The sequence below is a fragment of the Hymenobacter gelipurpurascens genome (assembly GCF_900187375.1).
GTDB lineage: Bacteria > Bacteroidota > Bacteroidia > Cytophagales > Hymenobacteraceae > Hymenobacter > Hymenobacter gelipurpurascens.
The window spans coordinates 76,077-94,260 of the sequence record NZ_FYEW01000003.1 but is presented as its reverse complement, the minus strand read 5'-3'; the positions used below and the strand labels follow the sequence as shown (position 1 = coordinate 94,260).

Here is an 18,184-nt window from a genome sequence, read left to right as displayed (position 1 = left end):
GTTATTCGGCGGGGGTCGGCTTGGCAGGTGCCTCCATGTAGGTGCCGCAGTTTTTGCAGGTGCGCAGGTCGTTGTTGGCCCAGAAACGGTCCATGATGGGGGGCAGCTGCGCCACAATGTCCGTGATTTCGGCGTACTCCTCGTAGAGCTTGTGGCCGCAGTTTTCGCAGTACCACTGGAAGCCATCCAGCTCGCCGGCCGTGCGGTAGCGCTCCAGCACCAGGCCTACGGTGCCGGCCGGGCGGCGCGGCGAGTGGGGCACACCACCGGGCAGCAGAAACATGCTGCCCGCCTTGATTTCGATGTCGACGGGCTTACCATCCTCGATAATTTTTACCACTATGTCGCCCTCCAGCTGCAGGAACAGCTCTTCGCCTTCGTCCACGTGGTAGTCTTTGCGGGCGTTGGGGCCGCCCACTACCATCACGATAAAGTCTTTATTGTCCTTGAACACCTGCTGGTTGCCAACGGGCGGCTTGAGCAAATGACGGTGTTCTTCAATCCACTGCTGGAAGTTGAACGGGCGGGCGACGGGCATGGCGGCGAGGAGTTGAAAGGTGAAGTCTGCACTTACGGCTCAACAGCAAATAACGATATTCCGCGGTTCCGTAGGCCAGTGTATTTACCGTATGTAGTCACTTCCTCGTATTATCGAATCGTCATTCCTCGTTTCACGCTTCATCGTTTTCTGTTCTTCCATGGAATTTTCGTCTCAGCACGCCCTGGTGGGGGGCAGCACCCAAGGCATCGGGCAGGCCATAGCCGAGGAGTTGGCCCAGCGTGGCGCCACCGTCACGCTACTGGCCCGCAACGAAGAGCGGCTGCGCGAAGTGGCCGCCGCCTTGCCCACGCCCGCCGGCCAGCAGCACAACTACATCGTGGCCGATTTCAGCCAACCCGACGTGCTCAGCCAGCGCGTATTGGCCTACGTAGCGGCGCACCCTGCGGGCTTTGATATTCTGGTGAATAACACGGGCGGCCCGGCGGGCGGCCCAATTCTGGAGGCTTCTGTGAGGGCATTTTGGGCGGCGTTTGAGCAGCACCTGATCTGTAACCACTTGCTGGCCCAGGCAATAGTACCGGCCATGCGGGCGCGGGGCCGGGGGCGCATCATCAACATCATCAGCACCTCTGTGAAGCAGCCACTGCCGGGCCTGGGCGTATCGAACACCACGCGTGGGGCCGTGGCCAGCTGGGCCAAAACCCTGGCCAATGAGCTAGGCGGCTACGGCATCACGGTGAACAATGTACTGCCCGGCGCCACCGTCACGCAGCGCCACACCTCCCTGATTGACAAGAAGGTAGCTCAAACGGGCCAGAGCCAGGAGGAAGTGGAAGCCGGCATGCTCCGCCTCATTCCGGCTGGCCGCTTCGGGCAGGCGCAGGAGGTTGCGGCCGCCGTGGTGTTTCTGGCTTCTGAGGCTGCGGCGTATATCAACGGCATCAATATCCCGGTAGATGGCGGCCGCACCAGCAGCTTATGAGTGGCTAGGCCAGTACGGAGCGCGCAAGAGTGGCCTAGGCAGATAGAATAACCGTGTAGGATTTCGGTGTTACCAGTGCCGATTTGCCAAGGACGGCTTAAGGACAACGAAGGCTGGTTTATCCAGTATCGTCTGACTATGGGCCAGCAACCCAGCATGTACGGGAGCGAACTTGTTGTAGCTCTCCCGGCTCATAATCAAGTAGCTGAGACCTAGATCGACCATTTTTTGCAGAATAGCATCTTCCGGAAGCGCTGCCAAATCTGCCTGCCAGGTCAGGCCCCGACGATCAAAGTAAACCAACGCCAGGTTAGGATCTGGTTCACCCAATACCAGCACGCGGGCTGATGCGGGCACTTGCTGTCGCGCCAACTCTGCTGCCCCTTCCTGCATCCATCGGTATGCGTAATAGTCGCTGAAGGAACGATAAGGATCGGCCATACGCGCCTGATGTTGCCGATAGCCGTTAAAACCCAGTAATACCACAAGGGCCAGCAACGCAACCTGAACATACCATTGGTGGCCTACAAGCTTGTCCAGGCCAATAAGGCCGAGCATTACCACCAGCACCGCTAATGGAATATAAGGTGAAATGAAGTAGTAGTCATGATCAACGAATTGTAGCCCCATCAATTCGTAAAACAAACGCCCACCTACTACTGCAATGCCAAGGAAGCCGACTACGATCAAATGCCGTGGCCATAAGCGCCAGTGTATGAGCGCCCCCAACACAGCTAGGCCAGCTCCCAGCCGTAGCAACCAGTAATCCAGCGCAATAAAATACTCTTGCCACCACAGTTCCGTAATCCGTTGCCACACATAAAACCGCTCCTCGGGAGTAGTTATGGGTCGTGGGGCAGCTAGAAAAAGATCAGAGGCGTAGGCTGCGTTCAGGTACTTATTATAGATAGTATACCCGACCAGGGCTGCGCCGGCTAATACGAGGATAAGTAGAAACAGTAGCTTCTGTTTTCGGTTGAAAACAGCCGGTTGAAAATAGGAAAGACCCAGCAGTGGCACCACAGTAGCCCCCAAATAGATAACGCTCGATATTTTGAGTAGTGCCGCTAAAGTCAGGAGGCCCAGCCCTATTGCCAGATACCCAAGCCGACGCTGCTGAAACCAGAAGTGCTGCACATAGTAAAGCCCCATAAAAACCAGAGAAGCACTTGCGGGATCTGGCAGATAGTTACCTGAATAATAAGCAAATACTGGCGAGGCCAGCAGGAAAAAGCCAGGTAGTAGCGCAGCTGCAAAATTTTGGGTGTGCGCAAAGACAATTCGGAACAGGAAATAGTATCCTGTAACCGAAACCGTAATCGTGATGACCCGAAACAGCAGACTGATATACTGGCGACCAGCTACTTTACCTAGCAACGCTGCCAAATAGGCGGGCAGCGGGAACTCCACACCCGTAACACTATCAATAGAGGCTACGCTGAATGTACGAGGATGAAAAAAGTCCATTCCCCGATCGTAAAAATTCAGTGCTAATGCCAGCCGATCGGCCTGTGCCCACTCATGAATGCCGCGCGGCAGCCACTGCAGGTAAGGCAGGTAGAACAGCAGCGCAGCCCCTACAAATACCAGAATGGCCGCCAGGTGCGGATTCCAAACTGGGCGCGGTGGGGCCGTGGAAGATATTTCAGGCATTCTTACGCGTTAACAATCAACAACATATTTACCCACCTCCTGAACCGCCCTGCCTTATAGCACTCATGCTACATGCATGGCGGCAACGGTTAGGAGCGAGTGGCCTAGAGTCAGGTTTACTCAGCCTCTATGATGACTAGGTCATCCAGATAAACAGGCTCCGTTTCGTTATGACGCCAGAGGTAAACACTAAGCCCATCCTCAGAAGTAATTTCAGGACTCAGCATTAAATCAGTTTCTATTTTCTGCCATTTGCCATACGCCCCTACTTTGTTGCTCAGGCTTATTCCTTCCCACATGATGGTTTTTGTGGCATTGCCAATCTGCACAATTAGAGCGGTAGTGTTTTTGGCATTGGGTACCCAGGCCCAGGCCTCCACATGTATTTTGCGGGGCTTGGTAGCACTGAGTTGCCCCATTTTGATTCCATACCCAAGGCTATACTCAATATCAGGCCCCGTCTTGATAGAGAACTTTCCGCTGTGAGCCCGCTCCGTAGTCAGAGAAGCCGCTTTGTCGGGGCTGATCCAGCCTCGCAGATTTTCAAAGTCCTGCCGTATCCACTCAGCATGACCGGAACCTACTGGTGGTACATCGGACGAACGATTGCATCCCATTAGCACTCCCAATAGTGTAATGCTTAAAAAAAAGTAATTCGTGCGCATGTACAAACAACAAAAAGTAGATTTTAAGAAGACGTTGCCGGTCTATTGCTACCAAGCAATGGGCTGTCTTAAGGGCTTGAAGATATAGCACTTGTCGTCCTGAGAAACCAGCCTGAACGGAACGAGTAACGCAGGATTTTCTCGTTGCACTTGCTCTTCAATCTCTTTGCGCATAATCAGATAGCTGAGTCGGCGACCAGCCATAGTGCGCAATAAGGTATCAGGAGACACCTTGTCCAGATTAGGATTCCAGGTGATACCCCGACGGTTGAAATAGACAAGTGAGAGGTTTGGAGCAGACTCTCCCAGTACCAGAATAAAAGCAGACGAAGGAACGCCGGCCGCCCGCAGTTTTTGCTCTCCACCTACCATCCACCGATATACATAAGAATCGCTGTGGGGCTTGTAGGGGTCCGTCATACGGGCATAATGATGCTTTGCACCAGCAACCAAGGGAACGCCAATAGCCAAAACAAATACCAGTTTCACTATCCATTTGCTGCGCCTCTGGCTTAGTATAGCTTGCAGCGCCCACAATGCTCCAACCAGGATAAATACAAGTAAAGGCATCAATGGTGCGATAATATAGTAATCGTGCACCATTAACTGGCTTCCCATCAGCGCATACAAAACCACTACTCCACTGGCACAGAGCCCCCCTAACAGCACAAGCGGCAAATAGGTAACTGCTGTGCGCCACCGCAACAGTGCATACACCAGCACAAGGCCGAGACTAGCTTTTAAGTAGTAGTAGTCGACGGGAGTGAAATACTCCAAAGACCACGTTGTGCGCATTTTCGACCATATGGCTTCATGTTCTGCCATGGTTTTGATGGGAAGCGCGGTAGCAAGAAACAGCCCCGAACCGTAGGCCACATTCAGGTGCTGATGGTACAGAATGTAGGCCAGTTGCAGGAGCATCACCATCCCAACCAAGCCAAAGAACAGCAGTTTTTGCCGGAGGCTCAGCAACGTGGGAATGAGGTAAGAAGCAATCAGCACCACACCCGTGAAGGCCAGGAAGTACACGCCGGAAAGAATTTTTACCAGCATAGCCAGGCCCGCTATAGCGGTGGCCAGCTGCAGATGCTGAAACCGTCGCTCCCGGTAATAAAAGCGCCAGTAATAGTAGGCGGCCACAAATACCAGCGAAGCACTGAACGGGTCTGGCGTGTAAGTACCTGAGTAGTAAATAAAGATAGGCGATGCCAGCAAAAAGGCCGCCGGCACCAGCCCCGCCAGGAAGCTGCCTGTACTCTCAAAAACCAGCCGGAATAAGAAGTAGAAGCCCACAACCATCATTGCCAGGTCAAGACAGCGGAAGGCCACTGTGATATTTGACCGGCCCACCAGCAGCCCCAGCAAGCCCGCCAAGTAGGCCTGAATAGGAGGCTCTACTCCCGTTACACTATCAACTGTATTGAGTGCTAAAGTCCGGGGATGAAAAAAATCAAAGTTGTAATCATAAAATCCTAAAGCCAGACTTAATCTATCAGACTGAGCCCAGTCGTGAAATCCCCAAGGCAATCGATTCAGATAGGGCCCGTAAAGCACAAGGGCCGCTGTAACAAAGAATAGCAAAGCGCTATATCGATAGTTATGCTCTGCTAAATAAGCTTTTAGTCTACTATTAGGCCACATTCAAAACGCATTACGAATGGGCAAAGATAGAATGAATTGATAGCTGCCTTCTACCATTCAGGTAGTAATCAAATGAAATTCCTCAGGTATTAGCATTTTTGCACTGTCTCTTTTTTCCTGGCCTGTGAATCTATCAGTCATCATTCCTATTTATAATGAAGAAGAAAACATACCGGCCCTGTATGAGCGACTTCGCGAGGTAATAGATCCTATTGAACTACCGGACGGCTATGAGTTTATCTTCATCAATGATGGCTCCCAGGACCAATCCTTAGCCCTGATTCAAACGTTGGCGGCCCGCGACCCAAGGGTGCGTTTCATTAATTTCAGTCGCAATTTTGGCCATCAGATTGCGGTAACAGCCGGTTTGGATCGTGCCGATGGGGATGCGGTGGTAATTATCGACGCCGATTTGCAGGATCCGCCGGAACTGATTCCTCAGCTGTTAGAGAAGCTTCGAGCCGGTTATGAGGTAGTGTACGCAAAACGCCGTTCCCGACAGGGCGAAAGCGCCGCCAAAAAGTTTACGGCAAAGTTCTTTTATCGTATTCTGGCAAGCATTACTCACATTTCCATTCCAGTTGACACGGGTGACTTTCGGATAATCTCCCGCAAAGTGGTCGATGCGCTACGTCGCATGCCGGAGCAGAACAAGTTCATTCGGGGCCAGATTTCCTGGATCGGATATCGCCAGACGTACGTAGAGTACGACCGTGCCGAGCGAGCCGGTGGTGCCACGGGCTACACCTATCGTAAAATGCTGCGCTTGGCACTGGATGGCATCACGGCCTTCTCCGATGTGCCGCTGAAAGCCGCTACCCTCAGCGGTTTTGCGGTGTCAGGTATTGCCTTTCTGGTGATGCTCTACACGCTGTACTCCCGGTTCATTACCCACGATTACCAACCGGGCTGGGCCTCGCTCATGATCAGTATTCTGTTTCTGGGAGGTGTACAGCTGATTGCGGTGGGCATTATTGGCGAGTACATTGCCCGGCTCTCGGCCAATGTGCGCCAACGGCCCCTATATATTGTGTCAGACACGAATATCACTCCGCCGGCTGCATAAACCAATGGCGGCAGGTGGTTCTTTTGAGGCCGGAATGCTACCTTACCTGGCCTAGCCTTTCGCCTGTTATGCTGCATCTTCAGAACTACATTGGGGGCCAGCTGGTGCCGCCTGTTTCGGGCCAGTATCTGGCCAGTGTGGAACCGGCCACGGGGCAGGTTTTTGCCCAGATACCCGATTCGGGGGCCGAGGACGTGGCCCAGGCTGTGCAAGCTGCGGAGGCTGCCTTTCCGGCCTGGCGGCGCCTGCCGGCCGAAGAACGGGGCCGCCTGCTGGTGCGCATCGCGGAGCTGATTGAGCGTGACCTGGACCGACTGGCCTACGCCGAAAGCCAGGACAATGGTAAGCCCGTGAGCTTGGCCCGCACCGTGGATATCCCGAGGGCGGCCAGCAACTTTGCCTTCTTCGGGACAGCGGCGCAGCATTTTGCTTCGGAAACTCATTTTCAGGAAGGCGTGGCGCTTAACTACACCGTGCGTCACCCGCTGGGCGTAGTGGGGTGCATTTCGCCCTGGAATTTGCCGCTCTACCTCTTCACCTGGAAAATAGCGCCCGCCCTGGCTGCGGGTTGCTGCGTGGTAGCAAAACCATCGGAAATAACGCCGTACACGGCGTTTCTGCTCAGCGAGCTGTGTATAGAAGCCGGTTTGCCAGCGGGTGTACTCAATATTGTGCACGGCACTGGTCAGGCTGCCGGGCAGGCTATTATTGAGCATCCGGCTATCAAGGCTATCAGCTTTACGGGGGGCACTAAAACCGGGGAGCATATTGCCCGCACGGCGGCCCCAATGTTCAAGAAACTCTCATTGGAGCTGGGCGGTAAAAACCCCAACCTCATTTTTGCTGATTGTAATCTGGCAGAAGCCGTAGCTACCAGCCTGCGGAGCAGCTTTTCCAACCAAGGCCAGATCTGCCTGTGTGGCTCGCGCATTTTCGTTGAGCGCTCCATCTATGAGCCGTTTAAGGCCGCATTTCTGGAGGGCGTGGCCGGCTTAACGGTGGGAGATCCGCAGGAAAGCGGTAGCCGGCAGGGCGCCCTGGTGAGTGAAGCCCATCTGCAGAAAGTACTCAAATACATTGCGCTAGGCCACCAAGAAGGCGGCCGGTTGCTGGCCGGAGGGCAACGCGTGCAGGTGCCCGGCCGCTGCGCCGATGGCTACTTCCTGCAGCCTACCGTGTTTGAAGGCCTAGCCCCCAACTGCCGCGTGAACCGCGAAGAAATATTTGGGCCCGTGGTGACGCTAACGCCTTTCGATACGGAGGAGCAGGTGCTGGAATGGGCCAATGGCACGGAATACGGGCTGGCGGCCACCATCTGGACCCGCGACCTGAACCGCGCCCACCGGGTGGCGCACGCTCTGCACAGCGGTATTGTCTGGATTAATACCTGGCTGCACCGCGACCTGCGCACGCCTTTCGGGGGCATGAAAAACTCGGGCGTGGGGCGCGAAGGTGGCCTAGAGGCGCTCCGTTTTTTCACGGAAGCCCAGAATGTGTGCGTGAAATTGTAGGCCCATCTGAAGCCGGTAACAGCCTTGTCCTATTGGCCTACGGAGTGGCCTAGCGCACGTCCCAGCGGTAGAGCCGCAGCTTGCCCGACTCGGCCAGCAGGGTGAGGTGCTGATTCACCGGAAACGCGGCCCCGGCTTCTACCAGCTGCTTGGCAAAAGGGTTGGTCTGTCGGCCGGCCAGATCGTTGGTACCGTCATAACAGCCCTGATCGTATAAAACCAGGATGGGCTTTCCGTTGGCCACCAGCTGCTTGCGCAGCTCCGGAGCCGAGCCGGCGGGGTCGAAGATGGTGCGCAACAGACGGGCATGCACAGGGGGCGTGCGCGAAAGCTTGGTAGCCATTAGGGGCAGATTGGTGCGCAGGGCCAGCTGGTAGCTGTGCCGGGAGTGCGCGTCGTCATCGTCCAGGGTTAGGTCCATGTCTTCGCTGCCAACGTGGAAGAAAGGTACCGGCAAAATAGCCTGGTATGTTTCGGGCCGTATGCTGCCTACCAGCGGATTCACCTCGGCCTGAAAGTCTTTGTTGGTGAGGGTGTTGGGCTGCAGGCTATGCCGGTAGAATTTGATGGTGTCGCGGGTATCAATGTAGGCCAGTAAGACCAGCGCTGCTGCCAATACCCAACGAAAGCCTGAGCGCCCATGGCGCAGCCAGTTATCGAGGCCAACGAGCACAAACAGGTTCACGAACCAGAAAAAGGGCCAGCTGAAGCGCGCTACCGTCCGGAAGTGGGAGGCGTTATCGGTGAGCTTCCGCAGATAGTAGAATGGGCTCAGATAGTTGGTGATATGAAAGTCACCGATGTCATACACGGTGCCCACGGAGCCCAACAGACCTACCAAAGCGGCCACCCCGAGCAACCCCAAAAACCGCCTTTCCGGTGTGAGGCCCCAGGCGGCCCACCAGCGTTGAGTAGCCGGCCGTTCCGCCAGCCAGGCTACAAAGGCTGCCGTGAGGCCAAACAGCGCAAATGCCCCCAAATACGCCTGCGACTCCTGCGAAACGGGGGTAACCGGCTCAATGATGAAGCGGGTGGTTTCGTAGGAATAGCGTTGCACCAATGCCGAAACCTGCAATTTCCAGGCAGGGTAGTTAAAGCCCGTCGGATCGGCGAGGCGGAGCTTATAGAACGCGTCGATACTGCGGATGATGGCCAAGCTGATGAGCAGCGGCAGGACAGACAGGGCGGCTCCCAGCAGGAGTAGTTTAGGCTGCTGACGCCAGCGTCCTTTTGGTAGAAGCCAGGCCCCAAAAAAAGCAGCCGTAAACAGGCCTAGCAGCGGCAGATAGTAGAGGTGCAGGAAAGCAATAAGGGTAAAAGCGGCTATCAGGCCGGCCACGAACCGGCCTATGGGCTGGTTGGCCTGCACCCTGTCGTAGAGGTGCATCATCCCCCAGATAGCCAGCAGGATCACGAAACTGTACGACAGGTTCAAATGGCCAAATACCAGTCGGCCGAGTTGCGGATTCAGCCACGGCAGCACTACGGCAAATACCAGTACCAAAAGCCAGTAGTGCAGCAAGCGGCGCAGAATAGAAACCAGCAGGCCTGTGCTTATCAGCAACCCCAGCAGCAGCAGTGCATGGTAAATATCCAGGCCGTAGGGCGTCACATCGTGCACAGAGCGCGACCATAGCCGCACTAGTACAGCCAGCAGGGGCGTGTTATCGGTGTAGAAGATGTACTCCCCGAACGGGTAGTTCATCATCCCGAACCAGGCAAAGCCCGCTGCCCCTGGCTGTTGCAGATAGGCCTGGAAGGTGAAACAGTTTTTTAGGCCGTCGTACCCCGTCACGAGCAAGTGCTGGCCAGGCTCCGTAAGGAGCGGCCCGAATGCCCGAAAAATTAAGAGAGTTTGCAGCACCAGGGCCGCCAGCAGCAGCCCTGTAAAGGAAGGCCGGCGTAACCACGCCGGAAGCGAAAAAGTCATTCAGAAAAAATCAGCGGATAATCTCCATTCGGCACGTGCGGCGCTGGTCTCCCACGCGCAGCTCAGCAATGTATAGCCCTGCCGCCGGAAAGTTACTCACATCGAGCCATTGTTCGTGCCGGCCTGCCTGTTGCTGCTCCCCATTCAGCAGGCGCAATACCTCACGCCCCTGAGTATCCAGCACCCGCAGCCAAACCGCAGCAGTGGCGGGTAGTTGGTAGGCCATCAGGCTAGATTGCCCAAAGGGATTGGGGTAGTTTGGCTCCAGTTCCAGGCTGCTGGGTAGCGCCTGAACAACAGGTGCCTTGTTTTCTACATCGTTGGTGGTTGCCTGCAGTACTGGTTCGGGCTGGTTATCAAACACCTGCCCATCCCGGTGCCATACGTACGAGTACTGCCTTCCGATAAACTGTAGATGCGACGGCTCCCACCCCGATGGCAGGCCTAGGCCAGCCATTGTCTGGCTGTAGGCCTGGTACACCTCCTGCTGATTGGCCTTCTGGGCAGCGCTGAGGTTGAAGGGGCGCAGGCGGCTGTTATAGCCCATATACAGCATTGTGCGGCATTCTATCTGGTTGGTGGCAGCCAGTGCCAGGCGCCCGGCCATCCGATGGTCGGAATGGTCGCCGGGGTTGTAGCGCTCATTTGGCTGCGGCGTATGCAGGTTCACGGGGTTGTTGCACACTTCCTTTTTCAGGATCAATCGTACCGTCTTTACCAAGTCATCCCAAGATGTATAGGTAGCGCTGCCATCTAGGGGCGTCATACTGCGATTCTGCTTGAGTAGCATGGCCATACTCTGAAACGCCCCACGCCCCTGTCCTTTGCCGTCTAGGCCACCATCCGGCAGACGCAGAAAATACGCCACTGCCCCTCCCCGGTACCGTACCATTGTTACGGCATGATTATTAAACACGATGGATTGAGGAGCGGGAGCTTGGTCTATTGTAGGAGTAAGCAGGTTGGCTGCTTTGCGCACCGCCGCCTGGCAGCCCGCCTCCCGGCCTTTCCAATAGACGTCGCCTGGCACATCTGCCTGGCCGCCGGTCAGGCAGATAAATACTGTTTTGCTGCGCGGACGCTGCACATCGGCACATGCGTCGGCGCCCATAAACAACTGCCAGTCATCGGGATGCGCCGTGATGTAGACCGCTACGGGCAGAGCCTTGGGCTTTGCCGTGGTGCTTACCTGTGCCCGGGCTTGCGTGGCACATACCATAGCCAGCCCAAATACAATTATCCGGAGTAAACGTGAAGCCATTCGGGAACAAAAAGAGGCGCGACAGCACTAGGCTGCCTTCAGAGAAGTAGGGAAGCTAAATCTAGCTATTCCCTATCAGATTTCCCGCATCATTGTATTGTATCCCGCTGAACAGAGCTTTTTACTCTATTACCTGCCTGTTTTTCCTGCTAGAATTCCGGAATAATCCGCTTGACACAATTGCATCAACTGACAATTACGCCAAGCCCAGCCCATATAAATATTTGAATATCTATGTTTTAGTCTAACTTTTCCATGGTCGTTTCCAGGTCGGATAAGGATGTTTCGTTGAAGCGGAGCGTGTCGGGTGGGGCGCTGGTGCGCACGGCCTGGCGCGCCAAGAAAGGGGCGCCATTTTCGTAGCGTAGGCCTAGCAGCGTAGCTCCGGCCCGGGCGGGCACAGCCAGAAACTGATAGCCGCCGGCTTGTGGCAGGCCGGCCAGCACTACTTTGTGGCCCGGCACCAGGAGCCGTAGGGAGGTTTGTTCCGTGGCCATCGGGAATGGCACATAGTACGCCGTCGTGACACCACTCCACTCCTTACCAGTAGCTAGCCAGCCCAGCCGCTTTACCCATATTCCGTTGGGCATTTCCTCGATTCCAGACTCCGACACTGCATTATCGGGCATATCCTGCGTGGCTAGGGAAGCGGGGTCCAGCTCGGAAACGCTGCCTTCCTGGAAAGCAAACCGGATGGGCAGCGTTAGGCGCACTTTCACGGGCTGGCCCTCCTGCAGGCCGGGCTTCCAGCGGCCCGACGTCTGGCGCAAAACGCGCAGCACTTCTTCGTCGCAACCGTCACCGATGCCTCGAATGATTTTGGGGCTGGCCACATGGCCGGTTTCATCTACCACAAAGGAGGCAAACACTACGCCTTGGGTCTGGCGGCTGAGCGCCTCTTTCGGGTAGCGGACCATCTGGTTGATATCGGCGGGGCCGGCGCCGTATTGGGGCATCTGCTCGGTCGTGGTATATATTTTTTCGGCGGAAGCCGTAGCCGCTTCGGCCGCTTCCCACTGCACCGGAGCAGCCGTGCTGCCCGTGGCACCATAGTAGAGCTGGGGCGGGGTGGCACTGTTCACCAGCTGAACCTGCATTTCTTGGCCGGCAGCCAACGCCAGCTGCTGTCCGCCTGCGGTGGCCCGCACCAATACGGCGCCGGCCAGCTCCAACGGTGTACCCGTAGCCGTTTCTGTGAGCAGATTGGACAGCAGCATGTCAGCCAAAGAATAGCACTCCTTCAGCTCGACCCACACGGCTCCGGTGGCCGGCCGCTGTTGGGCAGTAAGAAGGGCTTTTGCCGGAATCCGGACGATGGTGCCCTCACGGCCGCGCACTTCGGCGGGCTTGGTGGGGTCAATCTGGAAATATTCGCTGGCCTTTAGGGTTAAGTCCTGCAGACGGGCCTCCATGGGCGGCGCGGCGGCATTGAACGCCGCGGGCCGCATCACGCCCCGGCGGTACACCACCAGCGGGGCCTTCGGGTTGGTAGGTTTCTCCAGCCGATGCCAGTCGCGCCGAATGGGGGTAGCCACGGGAATATCACCTGAGTCCAAAGCCAACGAATCGGCCAGGGCAGGGCTTCGTTGCTCGGTTTGTTTGGGCTTCTCCTGTTGGCAGCTCGCTACCAGAGCGGCAAGAACTCCCAGCAGGTAAACGGGTCTAAAAATCGGCATAAACAGACTCTACGCGCGAAGGGTGTCTTTTATTTAGCTAAAGGTTGTGTTTTTCGGTAAATAACTGGGCTTCACCCACAAAATCTTATTGCGTAGGCCAGTTGCCACATGCCCGAAGCTTGGCTAGGCCAGTCTCTGCAGGAAATGACGCCTAATCATCCAGTACAAAATAGGCTCCGGCTGAAGTTGCCGGAGCCTTTGCTCGATTTACACTAGGGGGAGTGGCCTACAGGTTTTTCAGCACGAAATCCGTCATCTGGCGGTAGAGGTGCAGGCGCGTATTACCGCCAGAAATGCCGTGGTTGCGGTTGGGGTAATACAGCGTTTGGTAGTCTTTGTTGGCCTTGATCATGGCGTCGGTGAAGGCCACCGAGTTCTGGAAATGCACGTTGTCGTCGCCAGTGCCGTGCACCAGCAGAAGCTTACCTTTCAGCTTATCGGCGTGCTGCACCGGCGAGTTATCGTCGTAGCCCTGGGGGTTTTGCTGGGGCGTTTTCAAGAACCGCTCCGTGTACACGGTGTCGTAGTAGCGCCAGTTGGTCACGGGCGCTACAGATATGCCCATCTTAAATACATCGGCGTTTTTGGTCATGGCCAGCGCCGTCATGTAGCCCCCGAAGCTCCAGCCCCAGATACCGATCCGCGACTTATCCACATAGGGCAGCGTTGCCAGATACCGGGCGCTGGCCGCCTGATCTTCGGTTTCCAGCTTGCCTAAGTTGGCGTAGGTGCTCTTCTTGAACGCCGCGCCGCGCGCCCCGGTGCCTCGGTTATCCACGCTCACCACAATGTAGCCCTGCTCGGCCAGCAGTTGGTGCCAGAGGTAGTTGGTGAAGGCAATGCCGCCGCCCGCGTCGTCTTTCACGGTCTGGGAGCCGGGGCCGCCATACACGTACATCAGGACGGGGTATTTCTTGCTGGCATCGAAGTTGGCGGGCTTCAGCACAGAGGCATTTAGCTCCACTCCTTCTGCCGTCTTGAAATTGATGAACTCCAGCTTGCTTAGGTTGTACTGCGTCAGCTTTTGACGAAGCGCGGCGTTGTCTTCCAATACCTTCACCAGCTTGCCGTCCTGGCCGTTGCGCAGGCTTACCACCTGCGGCTCGCCGGCCTGGGAGTGGTAGTTGAGAAAGTAACGGGTATCGGCGCTCATATTCACCACATCGTTGCCGGGGCCCGCTTCACTGAGGCGGGTTTTGCCTTTGCCTTTCAGGTCTATGCGGTAGAGGTGGCGCTGGAGTGGTGAGGCCTCGGTGCTGGTGTAGTACACGATACCTTTCTTCTCATCAAAGCCATCGATGCTGGTAATTTCCCAGTTGCCTTTCGTGAGCTGGCGCACCGGCTTGCCCTTCATATCATATAGATAAAGGTGGCGGTAGCCGTCTTTCTCGCTGCTGAACAGGAACTCCTTGCCGCCTTCCAGATAGCGCAGGTCGTCGTTTACTTCTACGTAAGCCTTATCCGTGTCCGTCAGAACGACCTTGGTTTTGCCGGTGGTGGCGTCGGCGTGCAAAATCTCCAGCTTGTTCTGCAGGCGGTTCAGCCGGCGGATGCTGAGCAGGTTGGGCGTCTGGGTCCAGAGGATGCGCGGAATGTACTGGTCCTGCTCGGAGCCTACGTCCATTTTCATAGACTTACCGGCGGCCACGTCATAGGCCGATATGCTGACGATGGAGTTTTTCTCGCCGGCTTTCGGGTATTTGTAGCGGTAGTCTTTGGGGTAGAGCGCGCCCCACTCCTGCATGTTGTACTCGGGCACCGCCGTTTCATCGAAGGTGTAGTAGGCCACTTGCCTGGAGTCCGGCGACCAGTGGAATCCTTGCGCAAACTCAAACTCCTCTTCATACACCCAGTCGGTGCCGCCGTTGATGATCTTGTTCAGCGCGCCATCCGTTGTCACGGCCGTTTCCTGCATGGTGGCTAGGTCTACTACAAACAGGTTGTTGTCGCGCACGAAGGCTACGCGCTTGCCATCGGGCGAGAAAGTGGCGTAGAGCTGCTTGCCGGCCGTTTTGCTCAGGGGCGTGAGCTGCTTGGTAGCGCGGTCATACACAAAGAAATACGCCTTGCTACTACGGCGGTAAATCGGCTCCGTATCGGTGCTGAAGAGGATTTTAGTTTCGTCGGCGTTGAAGCTATAGCCATCTACTTCCAGCGGCTGGCTTTGGCCCGCAAGCTTCAGATTGGAGCCTGTCACGAGGGTTTGCACGGGCTGGCCGGTCGTTACATCGTTCTGCACGAGGTTGCCGTTATCCAGCGAGGAGTAGTAGCGGCCATCCTTCATCCAGTTGAAACCGGGCACGGAGCGGGCCTGGAACGTGCCTTTCTGCCAGATGTCTTCGAGGGTGATGTTCTGCTTTTGCTGAGCGTAGGCCACCGGCGCGGCGCCGGGCAGGAAAGCGGGGCTGGCCGTGGTTAGAAAGAGGGCCAGTCCGAGAGAGCGAAAGTTCATGTACCAAAGAGTGAAATGTCGGCGGGGTTTAGGCGTTAAGGTAGGAATTGTGGGCGGCTCGGTTGCACGTGCGGCTCGCCAAGGGGCAAAACCGCTACGCTAGGCCACTTTTGGCGGTAGGCAGTGGCCTAGCCACAACTTTTCCGCTCCGAAACCTCAAATCTCCGACCTTTACGCTGCTATGCGCTTTCGTCTGAATCTTCTGTTCTATCCGCTGCTGGGGTTGGCTGCATGTCAGCCCGAACTCAACCCCGGTCCCCGCGTCGATTTTGTGGCCAGCAGCCGCTTCACTACGGGCAACCGCCGCCTCACCACGCCTGGCGATACGGTGGCCACGCGCATCTATGGCCAAGCCCAGGGCGGCGACTCGCACCTTACGCAGCTTAAAATCACGGCGACCTACCAGCCGGTACCGGAAGGTATCATCTATCCTCAAAGCGGCTACGAGGAAGGAAAGCAGCCTACACTGGAGCTTATCTATCTTGATACTCTGCTCCCCACCACGCCGGCTCTCACGAAGGAATTCGCCTTCCAAAGCGTGCAGCCAGCCCGCACTACGGCCGGCACAGAGGTGTGGAAATATGAGTTTCGGGACAATGAAAACCGCACCGGCAGCCGCAGCTTTCAGCTTCGCCTGGGCCGCACCGATTCGCTCATCACATACCACAGCTACACGATAGGCCTACAGGCTCCGCTGGCCAACTCGCAGATGCGCCGCAGCTTCCTGGCTCTTCGGTCGGGGCTGGCGCTACCCAAATTCACGGTGCGCCGGAATGTGGAGGCACAACAACTCATTGACCTGCTGTACATTCCGGACGCAGCCACCGGCCCAGGGCTAGCCACTCCGAGCAACCAGCGCGTTGTTGATCTAAAAGCCTGGCCTACCAAGCGCATTACCCGCATCCGTAGCACCACCCTCACCGATGCCACCTTTGCTACCTTCACTACCACCGAGCAGCTTGTTTCGGCCTTCAATGCGGGTACTGTCTTCCCCTCGGATTCTACCTACACGGGCCGGGTCACGAAAAACCAAGTAATTGCGTTCCGTACGCCGGAAGGCAAAAGCGGCGCCATTTTGGTGCAGGATATCACCACAACGGGTGTGCCTACGCTGGTGCTGCAAGTACGCATAGCAAAGTAGCCGTATCGGCTTGCCATAACTGGCCTATGCCTACTCTAATGCGCCTCCAGGAAAACACCTCGCGGCCGCCCGATAGACCTCGCTATTCCTATTCAGGAAAGCTTGTCTGCCGGGCGGCCGCGAGGTGTTTTGAGTTATTTCTGGCTTAGAACAGGAAACCGGCCGTGAGCGTAGTGGAGAAGCGCTTATCGGTCACATCTACCACTGGCGTTTTCTGCGGATTAGCCAGCGTATAGGGAGTATAGGCCTGTTCTGATGAGGAGTACACTCCGGCTACATCCAGAAAAAAGTTCTGCTGCCGCAGGCCCAGGCCAGCGCTGTAGAAATTCTGGCTTCGGTCGAGGCGGCTGCTGTTCTTGTATGGGTCGCCGTAGTGTGCAAAGCCCGCCCGCGCCCGGAAAATATCAAAGCGCGCTTCGCCGCCTACACGCAGGTTCACGGCAGACTGGTATTGGCTCTGAATGGCGTCGTTGGCTGGACTTAAGTCGGCGGGTGAAAGGACGTTAGAGTTTTTGTTGTAGCCCAGGCGTGCCTTACCATAATTTACGTACTCTGCATCAGCACTTAAAAAGCCGTACTTGCCCAACACCACTACCGCGCCACCCGTAGCCCTGAACGGCGACGTGATGGTGTAGGCCAGGTCCTCGGCCGGGAAGCGAGCATCGCCGGAGTTCCGTTTACTACCATCCGACAACGTGATGGGGGTATCATAAGCGACATCGAGCGAGGCGCTATAGGTCTCCACCATTTCAGAATACGTGGGGGTTTGCACGGAGGCGCCCAAGCGCAAGGCATCGGTAGGCCGGTAGATCACCCCAATGCGGGCATTGACCCCTGCGCCGCGGGTTTGAATGTCTTCGCGCAAGGTGAGGCTGCCAAATGCCGTGCCGGGGCTGCTGCTGGGAGCGACTGGGTCCGTGGCCGTGAGCGTGGAAACCACATTGTAGCGGGTAGTCACAATACCTACGGCCCCGCCAATGTAAACGCGGTCTTGGTAGCTGGTGCCGTAGCCGAAGTCAATCTGGGTCTGGCCGCCACTACGTTCAACTATCTCGCGCTGCGTCAGTTGGCCGGTGTTCTCATAGTCGGCGGGGATGTACGTTCCCTGCGCATCGCGCTCGGTTAGCAGAGCCTCGTAAGCCAGATCGTCCTGAATGAGGCCTTGGTCTTCGCTGAACCGCTGCAAAATATCCTGATCGAGAGCAGGCGTAGCCGAGTAGCGCAGATTCTGGTTGAAATCGTTGATGCGGCTCACGCCAATGGCGAAAGTACCGCCCCGCCACGGCGAAGACGTATCCTCATCGGGGCGACGCCGCGAAAAAGCTACTCCAAGGCTACTCAGATTCAAATAATTGCGAGAGTCAGAACCGTTCGTCCCGAATGCCTGGGACGTGGTATTGCTGGTGCCAAAACCTGGGGAGAAGCTTATTTCCGAACGCTGGAACAGCCCAAGGCCCGCCGGGTTGGTCAGCAGATTGCTTAAATCGGCTCCCACGGCCGAGGTAGCGCCGCCTATGCCTAAGGAGCGGGCCGTGCCGCCTGGTTGCATCTGAGAAAAGCGCACTGCATCTGCTGCCGTTTGGGCAAAACCATAGCTTGCCGGGCCCAGTAAGGCCACAGCCAGGTAGTATTTTAGGTTTTTCATGGGAGTGAGAATGAGCGCCGGCTCCTTGAGGAGCCGGCGTTACACATAAAATAAGTACT

Annotated in this window: 13 protein-coding genes; 4 read left to right on the top strand and 9 right to left on the bottom strand. The window is 56.4% G+C overall.

Going from position 1 to position 18,184, the window contains the following annotated elements; translation table 11 throughout:
- Window position 1 precedes the first annotated feature (1 nt).
- A complete protein-coding gene (locus CFT68_RS18695; protein ID WP_088845206.1) occupies window positions 2–538 on the bottom strand; it encodes a 3-hydroxyanthranilate 3,4-dioxygenase in 537 nt (178 codons plus the stop codon).
- Window positions 539–698: 160 nt separating this feature from the next.
- Between CFT68_RS18695 and CFT68_RS18690 the strand changes: the two genes are divergently transcribed.
- The gene (locus tag CFT68_RS18690; protein WP_088845205.1) at window positions 699–1,484 is read left to right on the top strand and encodes an SDR family oxidoreductase; all 786 of its coding nucleotides are present in this window, start codon (window positions 699–701) and stop codon (window positions 1,482–1,484) included.
- A gap of 69 nt (window positions 1,485–1,553) precedes the next feature.
- On the opposite strand, the gene CFT68_RS18685 is transcribed toward CFT68_RS18690, so the two are convergent.
- The 3 genes from CFT68_RS18685 to CFT68_RS18675 all read right to left on the bottom strand — a co-directional run bounded on the left by CFT68_RS18685 (window position 1,554) and on the right by CFT68_RS18675 (window position 5,383).
- Complete coding sequence (locus tag CFT68_RS18685; RefSeq protein WP_088845204.1) at window positions 1,554–3,137, bottom strand: hypothetical protein; 1,584 nt, start codon at window positions 3,135–3,137, stop codon at window positions 1,554–1,556.
- A 116-nt stretch (window positions 3,138–3,253) separates the two neighbouring features.
- Window positions 3,254–3,802, bottom strand: a complete 549-nt coding sequence (locus tag CFT68_RS18680; protein ID WP_088845203.1) for a hypothetical protein — start codon at window positions 3,800–3,802, stop codon at window positions 3,254–3,256.
- 48 nt (window positions 3,803–3,850) lie between these two features.
- Window positions 3,851–5,383, bottom strand: coding sequence for a glycosyltransferase family 39 protein (locus CFT68_RS18675; RefSeq protein WP_170934857.1), 1,533 nt, complete (start codon window positions 5,381–5,383; stop codon window positions 3,851–3,853).
- 184 nt (window positions 5,384–5,567) lie between these two features.
- Between CFT68_RS18675 and CFT68_RS18670 the strand changes: the two genes are divergently transcribed.
- Together CFT68_RS18670 and CFT68_RS18665 are read left to right on the top strand one after the other, a co-directional pair.
- Window positions 5,568–6,509, top strand: coding sequence for a glycosyltransferase family 2 protein (locus tag CFT68_RS18670; RefSeq protein WP_088845201.1), 942 nt, complete (start codon window positions 5,568–5,570; stop codon window positions 6,507–6,509).
- A 68-nt stretch (window positions 6,510–6,577) separates the two neighbouring features.
- On the top strand, window positions 6,578–8,020 hold the full coding sequence (locus CFT68_RS18665) for an aldehyde dehydrogenase (RefSeq protein WP_088845200.1): 1,443 nt from the start codon (window positions 6,578–6,580) through the stop codon (window positions 8,018–8,020).
- A gap of 49 nt (window positions 8,021–8,069) precedes the next feature.
- On the opposite strand, the gene CFT68_RS18660 is transcribed toward CFT68_RS18665, so the two are convergent.
- From CFT68_RS18660 to CFT68_RS18645, 4 genes are all read right to left on the bottom strand, one after another.
- Window positions 8,070–9,950 carry a hypothetical protein gene (locus CFT68_RS18660; protein ID WP_088845199.1) on the bottom strand — a complete coding sequence of 627 codons (1,881 nt, stop codon included), beginning with the start codon at window positions 9,948–9,950 and terminating at the stop codon, window positions 8,070–8,072.
- Window positions 9,951–9,960: 10 nt separating this feature from the next.
- Window positions 9,961–11,211 (bottom strand): PIG-L family deacetylase, encoded by a 1,251-nt coding sequence (locus CFT68_RS18655; protein ID WP_088845198.1) that lies wholly within the window; start codon window positions 11,209–11,211, stop codon window positions 9,961–9,963.
- A gap of 239 nt (window positions 11,212–11,450) precedes the next feature.
- Complete coding sequence (locus CFT68_RS18650; protein WP_088845197.1) at window positions 11,451–12,887, bottom strand: energy transducer TonB; 1,437 nt, start codon at window positions 12,885–12,887, stop codon at window positions 11,451–11,453.
- Window positions 12,888–13,113: 226 nt separating this feature from the next.
- Window positions 13,114–15,339, bottom strand: coding sequence for a S9 family peptidase (locus CFT68_RS18645; protein WP_088845196.1), 2,226 nt, complete (start codon window positions 15,337–15,339; stop codon window positions 13,114–13,116).
- A gap of 181 nt (window positions 15,340–15,520) precedes the next feature.
- Between CFT68_RS18645 and CFT68_RS18640 the strand changes: the two genes are divergently transcribed.
- Entirely contained in the window at window positions 15,521–16,480 is a 960-nt protein-coding gene (locus tag CFT68_RS18640; protein WP_088845195.1) for a hypothetical protein, read from the top strand.
- A 145-nt stretch (window positions 16,481–16,625) separates the two neighbouring features.
- On the opposite strand, the gene CFT68_RS18635 is transcribed toward CFT68_RS18640, so the two are convergent.
- Window positions 16,626–18,125, bottom strand: a complete 1,500-nt coding sequence (locus tag CFT68_RS18635) for an OmpP1/FadL family transporter (RefSeq protein WP_088845194.1) — start codon at window positions 18,123–18,125, stop codon at window positions 16,626–16,628.
- Window positions 18,126–18,184: the final 59 nt, after the last annotated feature.